This is a genomic window from Streptomyces olivochromogenes (assembly GCF_021538895.1).
Taxonomy (GTDB): Bacteria; Actinomycetota; Actinomycetes; order Streptomycetales; family Streptomycetaceae; genus Streptomyces; species Streptomyces olivochromogenes_A.
The window spans coordinates 1-7,795 of the sequence record NZ_JADDRL010000213.1 but is presented as its reverse complement, the minus strand read 5'-3'; the positions used below and the strand labels follow the sequence as shown (position 1 = coordinate 7,795).

Genomic DNA, 7,795 nt, shown 5'->3' with positions numbered 1-7,795 from the left:
TGACACCCCGCTGGTGGGGCATCAACGTCTTCGTGCTGCTCGCCATCCCCTTCTGCGTCTTCATGGGGTCGTGGCAGCTGAGCCGGTTCGAGGACCGGGTGCAGGACCACCGCAGCGCGACCGAGCAGACCGCGGCGGGCCGCAAGGAGGCGGCCCGGCCGCTGTCCGAGCTGCTGCCCGTCGACAAGAGCACGTCGGGCAGGCGGGCCACGGTGAGCGGCCGGTACGGCAAGCAGCTCCTCGTGCCCGGCCGGGAGCTGGACGGCCACGGCGGCTACTACGTGCTGACGCTGCTGCGCACCGACGGCGGCAAGGCGCTGCCGGTCGTGCGCGGCTGGCTGCCGGGCGGGGCGGACCCGGCGAAGGCCCCGGCGCCGCCCACCGGCGAGGTCACCGTGACCGGTGCGCTGCAGGCGTCCGAGACCCCGGGGGACAACGGCGTCAGCGCCCAGGGCGGGCTGCCCGCCGGGCAGACGGCGGCGATCAGTTCGGCATCGCTGGTCAACCTCGTGCCGTACCGGCTGTACGACGCCTGGATCACGCTCGACCGGGGCGACTCCGGGATGACGGCCGTGCCCGCGACCGCCCCGGCCAACACCGGCCTGGACCTGAAGGCGTTCCAGAACCTCGGGTACACCGGCGAGTGGTTCGTCTTCGCCGGCTTCGTGGTCTTCATGTGGTTCCGCCTGCTGCGCCGCGAGGTGGAGTTCCAGCGGGACGCGGCGCTGGGCCTGGTGCCGGACGAGGCAGACGAGGCGGACGAGGCGGACGAGGCGGACGAGGAGAACATCGCCAGCCCGTCCGGTGTCTGAGACTCGCGTCCCACGTCCCGGGTCTACGACCCCGAGAGCACCCCGGTCCAGTACACGGTCCCCGCGCACGCGTTGGCCACGGTCGCCGACACCGTCGGTGACCCGGCCTGCGGGGTGTGCGACACCGCGATGCTGCCGTCCGCCGTGCCGTCCTCGGCGAGGAGCTGCGACGTGACGCCCGTCGTCGTGCCGGAGGTGTCCGTGCCGCCGCTCGCGCCGGCGTCCGGGGAGGGGCTCGGGTCGGTCGTCGGACCGCCCGGGTCCGTGCCGCCGTTGTTGCCGCCACCGGTGGTGGGGCAGGTTTCCGAGGGCACGAAGGCGAACTTCTCCTGGTAGGCCTCGTTGGGCTGCAGCACCAGGCTGGACAGCTCAAGGGAGGGGTCGGGCAGACCGGCCGCCGCGTCGCCCGCCGCGTGCCGGGCCACACCGATCTTCGTGGCGTCCGCGGCGCCCTGCGCGAGCGTGCCCACGGAACCCGCGCCGCCGACGGTACAGCTGCTGGTGGAGATGTTGGTGACGCGGAAGGTGCCGTAGACGATGCCCGCGGCGTCGGGGGCGTCGACGGTCGCCGTGGTGGACCCGAGCTGGGCCGCCGTGCACACGGCGGTGCCGGTACCCGTGGTGGCGGACGGGTTGACGCCGCCGGAGGAGCCGGGGCCGGTGCCGCCCGTCCTGCCCTTGCCGCCGTCCTTCTTGCCGCCCTTGCTCTGGCCCGGGGTCTGGCCGCCGGTGCCGCCCGCGGTGCTGGACCCGCCGTCCGGGTACTTGCCCTGCCCGGTGCCGCCCTGCGCCTGTGAGGCCTGGCCGGCCGGGGAGGTGTTGGGGTCGGAGCCGCCGGAGGTGGTGACGTGCACCAGGGCGGGGATGGCGGTGCCGATGAACAGCGCGGCGGCCGCCATGCCGACGGCGGCCTGCCGCTTGCGCGCCCGCCGTGCGGGCACCGCGCGGCGCAGGTGGTCCAGCGTGCCGTCGCGCGGCTCCATGTCCTGGACGGCCGAGTGCAGCATCCGGCGCAGTGCCAGCTCGTCCGAGCCGAGCCCCTCGGGGCTCTTGTCGTCGGGGCCGTGGTTCACAGTTCCGTTCCCAGCGTGCGATTGCGTGTGCTCTTGCTCGTGGCGTTCCGTCGGCTCGTGCCAGGCATAGGGTTCGTGGCGATCATGGGACTCCCCTCCCTGGGCGCTCTCGGTCATGCCGATGCCTCCATGGCCACCCGCAGCGCGGCGATGCCGCGCGAACCGTACGCCTTCACCGAGCCCAGGGATATGCCGAGCGTCTCGGCGACCTGGGCCTCGGTCATGTCCGCGAAGTAGCGCAGGACCAGGACCTCGCGCTGGCGGCGCTGCAGGCCCTTCATCGCCTTGATGAGGTCCCGGCGCTCCAGCTGGTCGTAGGCACCCTCCTCGGCGCTGGCCATGTCCGGCATCGGCTTGGAGAGGAGCTTCAGGCCGAGAATGCGGCGGCGCAGGGCGGAGCGGGAGAGGTTGACCACCGTCTGGCGCAGGTAGGCCAGGGTCTTCTCCGGGTCCCGGACGCGCTTGCGGGCCGAGTGGACGCGGATGAAGGCCTCCTGGACGACGTCCTCGCAGGAGGCGGTGTCGTCGAGGAGGAGTGCGGCGAGGCCGAGCAGCGAGCGGTAGTGCGCCCGGTAGGTCTCGGTGAGGTGGTCGACGGTCGTGCCGGTCGCCACGGTCTCCTCGGCGCCGTCACGCTGATTGGGTATGCGGGCGGGCCGCGCTGCGGGCATGGGCGCGATCACCGGCATGCCGCCGGCGGCACCGGGCATACGGGGTCGGAACGCCGCGCGAGGCGGCCGAAGGGCCGTGCCGCGGGACGCCGCCGTGAATTCGAGTACCTCTGCCACGCCAGTTGGACAAGCGTCCCCCCGCTGGGGTTGTACGCGCCGAGCATCACTTTTGCGTCGGACGCGCCGGATGCCACGACCGACGGCGTTTCCGCGGCCGGCAGCACACCCGACGGTGCCTCAAGTGCTGTCATGCGTCCCGCTCTTCCTTTATGTCCCATATGAACGAGCGTCCCCACGCCCAGATCACGGCGCCCCCACGCCTGGATCATCGCGTCACCACGCCCCGGAAGGGCTACCGCAAAGACGCTCCCCGCCCTCCGCGCGGTTGCGGAGGACGGGGAGAAGAATCTTCGGACGTCCGGGGGCACCGGATCAAGTGGTCCGGACCATTATCCGCGCCACATGTGTCGTACACAGATCCTACAAATGGATCCGCTCCCATCCATGTGTTTTTCGGTATGGCGCGGGCCTCACGAGAACTCCGCCGCCACCAGCTCGGCGATCTGGGCGGTGTTGAGCGCGGCGCCTTTGCGCAGATTGTCCCCGCATACGAAGAGTTCGAGCGCGGTGGGATCGTCGAGCGCGCGGCGCAGGCGGCCGACCCAGGTCGGGTCGGTGCCCACCACGTCGGCGGGGGTGGGGAACTCCCCGGCGTCCGGATTGTCGAACAGCACGACACCGGGCGCGGTGGCGAGGATCTCACGCGCGCGGTCCACGGTGACCTCGCCCTGGAAGCGGGCGTGGACGGTGAGGGAGTGCGTGGTGACGACCGGAACGCGCACACAGGTCACGGCGACGGGCAGCTTCGGCAGGCCGAGGATCTTGCGGGACTCGTCCCGCACCTTCATCTCCTCCGAGGACCAGCCGTCCTCCTTGAGCGACCCGGCCCACGGTACGACGTTCAGCGCGACCGGCTCCGGGAACGGCCCGGTGCTGTCCCCCACGGCCCGCCGTACGTCACCGGGCTTGGTCCCCAGCTCCGTACCGGCGACCAGGGACAGCTGCGCCCGCAGCGTCTCGACGCCCGCGCGCCCCGCCCCGCTCACGGCCTGGTACGAGGACACCACCAGCTCGCGCAGCCCGAACTCGGCGTGCAGCGCGCCCAGGGCGACGATCATCGACAGGGTCGTGCAGTTGGGGTTGGCGACGATCCCGCGCGGCCTGGCCCGCGCCGCGTGCGGATTGACCTCGGGCACCACGAGGGGCACGTCCGGGTCCATCCGGAAGGCGCCGGAGTTGTCCACGACCACCGCGCCCTTGGCGGCGGCGATCGGCGCCCAGTGCGCGGCGACCTCGTCCGGTACGTCGAACATGGCGACGTCGACCCCGTCGAAGGCCTCCTCCGACAGGGCCAGCACCTCGACCTCCTCGCCGCGCACGGCCAGCTTGCGGCCGGCCGAGCGCGGGGAGGCGACCAGGCGGATCTCGCCCCAGATGTCCGCGCGCTGGGACAGGATCTGGAGCATGACCGTGCCGACGGCTCCGGTCGCACCCACGACCGCCAGCGTCGGACGTACGGTCGGCGCCATCAGCGGCCCGTGCCTCCGTAGACGACGGCCTCGTCGGTGTCGGAGTCGAGCCCGAAGGCGGTGTGCACGGCGCGGACGGCCTCGGGGACGTCGTCGGCGCGCGTGACGACCGAGATACGGATCTCGGAGGTCGAGATCAGCTCGATGTTCACGCTCGCGCCGGACAGCGCCTCGAAGAACGAGGCCGTGACGCCCGGGTTCGTCTTCATGCCGGCGCCGACCAGGGAGATCTTGCCGATCTGGTCGTCGTAGCGCAGCGACTCGAAGCCGATGCCGCCCTTGTTCTTCTCCAGGGCGTCGATGGCCTTGCGGCCCTCGGTCTTCGGCAGCGTGAAGGAGATGTCCGTCAGGCCCGTGGAGGCCGCGGACACGTTCTGCACGACCATGTCGATGTTGATCTCGGCATCGGCGATCGTGCGGAAGATCGCGGCGGCCTCACCCGGCTTGTCCGGCACGCCGACGACCGTGATCTTGGCCTCGGAGGTGTCGTGCGCGACACCGGAGATGATGGCCTGCTCCACCTTCTTGTCCCCTTGCTCGATCGGCTCGCTGCTGACCCACGTGCCCTGCAGCCCGCTGAAGGACGAGCGGACGTGGATCGGGATGTTGTAACGGCGGGCGTACTCCACACAGCGGTGGAGCAGCACCTTGGAGCCGGAGGCGGCGAGCTCCAGCATGTCCTCGAAGGCGATCCAGTCGATCTTCTTCGCCTTCTTCACCACACGCGGGTCGGCGGTGAACACGCCGTCGACGTCGGTGTAGATCTCGCAGACCTCGGCATCCAGGGCGGCCGCGAGGGCCACCGCCGTGGTGTCGGAGCCACCGCGCCCGAGCGTGGTGATGTCCTTCTTGTCCTGGCTGACGCCCTGGAACCCGGCGACGATCGCGATGTTGCCCCTGTCCAGGGAGTCGCGAATCCGGCCCGGCGTGACGTCGATGATCCGGGCTTTGTTGTGAACCGAGTCGGTGATGACGCCTGCCTGGCTGCCGGTGAACGACTGGGCCTCGTGGCCCAGGTTTTTGATCGCCATGGCCAGCAACGCCATGGAGATCCGCTCTCCGGCGGTCAGCAGCATGTCGAACTCACGCCCGGCAGGCATCGGGGATACCTGCTCGGCGAGATCGATCAGCTCGTCCGTCGTGTCGCCCATCGCGGAAACGACGACGACCACCTGGTGGCCGTTCTTCTTCGCTTCCACGATCCGCTTGGCGACGCGCTTGATGCCCTCGGCATCCGCAACGGAGGAGCCTCCGTACTTCTGCACGACAAGGCCCACGTGCGCTCCTCGCTCAGTCCGTCGATTGCGAGCTCAGTCTAACGAGCGTCCGAATATCCCCTCCGGGATACCGCATGGTGAGATGTCCGGACACCCACGCCGAGCCCTCCTTGGCGAGTTCCCTGCCCAAAGTCACGCGAGTGATGGCTGTGACATGCGTTGCAGTCGGCCCGGGGCTCGAAGGCTCCCGGACCGCGGGCGCGTCGCGCTACTTGGCCTGGCGCATCCCGAGCGGCTGCGCGATCTCCTGCTCCATGACCCGGCCCGCCTCGAACTCCAGGGTGTCGTCACCCACGCCCTGGTCGGTGTCCAGTCCGTCGAGTTCTTCGAGGGGCTGGTCGAGGCGGATGTGGGCGAGGACGGAGTGCAGGGCGCGCAGGGTGGCCGAGGCGGTCGTGCCCCAGTTGGAGAAGTAGGAGAACTGCCACCACCACAGGGCCTCGGTGGTGCGGCCCGCACGGTAGTGGGCCATGCCGTGCCGCAGGTCCGTGATGACGTCGGCAAGGTCGTCGGAGATCCGGGCGGGGACCGGCGCCTTGCGCGGCTCGTAGGGGTCGAAGACCTCTGAGTAGACGTCGATCGGCTCCAGGAGACGGGCGAGGTTCTCGCGGAGCGCGTCGACATCGACGTCCGGACCGGCGTCGGGCTCGTAGCGCTCGTCGGGGACGATGTCCTCGTGCGCGCCGAGGCGGCCGCCGGCCAGAAGCAGCTGGGAGACCTCCAGGAGGAGGAAGGGGACGGCCGAGCCCGGCTCGTCTCCCTTGGCCACCTCCGTGACCGCGACCAGGAAGCTCTCCACCTGGTCCGCGATCTGGACGACGAAGTCGTCCGGGTTCTGCGACGTGGCGTGCAGCGTGGCGTCAGACATCTAGGAGTCGTCTCCCCTCGAAGGCGCGGCCGAGGGTGACCTCGTCCGCGTATTCCAGGTCGCCACCCACCGGGAGGCCGCTGGCCAGGCGGGTGACCTTCAGGCCCATGGGCTTGATCATGCGGGCGAGGTACGTCGCCGTCGCCTCGCCTTCGAGATTGGGGTCCGTGGCGAGGATCAGCTCGGTGACGGTGCCGTCCGCCAGGCGCGCCAGGAGTTCCCGTATGCGCAGGTCGTCGGGGCCGACGCCCTCGATCGGGCTGATCGCTCCGCCCAGGACGTGGTAGCGGCCGCGGAACTCGCGGGTGCGCTCGATCGCGACCACGTCCTTGGGCTCCTCGACCACGCAGATGACCGACTGGTCGCGGCGCGGGTCCCGGCAGACCGCGCACAGCTCTTCCTGCGCGACGTTGCCGCAGGTCGCGCAGAAGCGGACCTTCGCCTTCACTTCGAGGAGGGCCTGGGCCAGGCGCCGTACGTCCGTCGGCTCCGCCTGAAGGATGTGGAAGGCGATCCGCTGCGCGCTCTTCGGACCGACGCCGGGCAGCCGCCCCAGCTCGTCGATGAGGTCCTGAACCACGCCTTCGTACAACGGACTGCCCTTCCTGGAGTCTTACGGTACGTACGGTAGTTGGCTGCCGCCTTTCCTAGGAAGGCGGTGCGGGTGTCGCGCGAGCGACGAACATCAGAACGGCAGTCCGGGGATGCCGGTTCCGCCGCCGAGCCCCTGGGCCAGCGGGCCGAGCTTCTGCTGCTGAAGGGTCTGCGCGTTCTCGTTGGCCGCCTGGACGGCCGCGACGATCAGGTCGGCGAGGGTCTCGGTGTCCTCGGGGTCCACGGCCTTCGGATCGATCTTCAGGCCGCGCAGCTCACCGGCACCGGTCACGGTGGCCCGTACCAGGCCGCCACCCGCCTGCCCGTCGACCTCCGTGTTCGCCAGCTCCTCCTGGGCCCGCGCCAGGTCCTGCTGCATCTTCTGGGCCTGCTGGAGCAACTGCTGCATGTTGGGCTGGCCACCACCGGGAATCACGATCAGCTCCTGGTTCGTCGTTTCCTCCGTTGTGCACGAGCCTACGTGTTCACCGCAGCCATCGCCCCGCCACTCTTTCGAGTGAGACCGAGGTGGACCCTATACCTGATCAAGGCCCTCTTCCGGGCGGAAAATAGGCGAAAGCTTCGGCTTCGCCACCCATTGGGCGGTAGGAAGGGGGCCGCACATCGGCATCGAATATCACGCAGCGTGATGGATCGGGATCAACGAGATCAACGGGGCCAGGGTCAGTACGTAGTCGGTATCGGTCGTGAGTAGGGAGTGCCGGGTGGGTCAGCCGGAGATGCAGCCCGAGGGTCCGCCTCAGGACGGGCGCGGCGAGGGGGCGGCCGGGCTGCGGCCGGGCGATCTGACCGGGCGGGTGTTTCCGCTCGGGGACTGGGGCGAGCCGGCCGAGCGGCTCGACGAGCTGTACCGGTGGGTGGAGCGGGGGGCACTGGAGACCGCGGCCTGG

General features: G+C 70.5%; 8 protein-coding genes and 1 pseudogene. 2 read left to right on the top strand and 7 right to left on the bottom strand.

The features are described 5' to 3' along the window. Positions 1-812: SURF1 family protein (locus tag IPZ69_RS45685; protein WP_235460835.1), on the top strand; the 812-nt coding region annotated here is incomplete at its 5' end. Between the two features lie 23 nt (positions 813-835). On the opposite strand, the gene IPZ69_RS45680 is transcribed toward IPZ69_RS45685, so the two are convergent. The 7 genes from IPZ69_RS45680 to IPZ69_RS45650 all read right to left on the bottom strand — a co-directional run bounded on the left by IPZ69_RS45680 (position 836) and on the right by IPZ69_RS45650 (position 7,320). Beyond that, positions 836-1,885, bottom strand: a complete 1,050-nt coding sequence (locus tag IPZ69_RS45680) for a hypothetical protein (RefSeq protein ID WP_374296196.1) — start codon at positions 1,883-1,885, stop codon at positions 836-838. Positions 1,886-1,998: 113 nt separating this feature from the next. Beyond that, positions 1,999-2,595: a SigE family RNA polymerase sigma factor gene (locus IPZ69_RS45675; protein WP_235460833.1), complete on the bottom strand. Its 597-nt coding sequence runs from the start codon at positions 2,593-2,595 to the stop codon at positions 1,999-2,001. A 491-nt stretch (positions 2,596-3,086) separates the two neighbouring features. Beyond that, positions 3,087-4,145, bottom strand: a complete 1,059-nt coding sequence (locus tag IPZ69_RS45670; protein WP_235460832.1) for an aspartate-semialdehyde dehydrogenase — start codon at positions 4,143-4,145, stop codon at positions 3,087-3,089. Then, the gene (locus IPZ69_RS45665) at positions 4,145-5,422 is read right to left on the bottom strand and encodes an aspartate kinase (protein ID WP_235460831.1); all 1,278 of its coding nucleotides are present in this window, start codon (positions 5,420-5,422) and stop codon (positions 4,145-4,147) included. The genes IPZ69_RS45670 and IPZ69_RS45665 overlap by 1 nt, the downstream gene beginning before the upstream one ends. A 208-nt stretch (positions 5,423-5,630) precedes the next feature. After that, the gene (locus IPZ69_RS45660) at positions 5,631-6,290 is read right to left on the bottom strand and encodes a DUF5063 domain-containing protein (RefSeq protein ID WP_235460830.1); all 660 of its coding nucleotides are present in this window, start codon (positions 6,288-6,290) and stop codon (positions 5,631-5,633) included. Further along, entirely contained in the window at positions 6,283-6,882 is a 600-nt protein-coding gene (recR, locus tag IPZ69_RS45655; protein WP_235460829.1) for a recombination mediator RecR, read from the bottom strand. Before recR ends, IPZ69_RS45660 begins: the two co-directional genes overlap by 8 nt. 93 nt (positions 6,883-6,975) lie before the next feature. Further along, positions 6,976-7,320 (bottom strand): YbaB/EbfC family nucleoid-associated protein, encoded by a 345-nt coding sequence (locus tag IPZ69_RS45650; protein ID WP_235460828.1) that lies wholly within the window; start codon positions 7,318-7,320, stop codon positions 6,976-6,978. A gap of 289 nt (positions 7,321-7,609) precedes the next feature. Here IPZ69_RS45650 and IPZ69_RS45645 point away from each other — a divergent pair. After that, positions 7,610-7,795, top strand: a pseudogene (locus IPZ69_RS45645) (SLATT domain-containing protein); the annotation flags it as partial.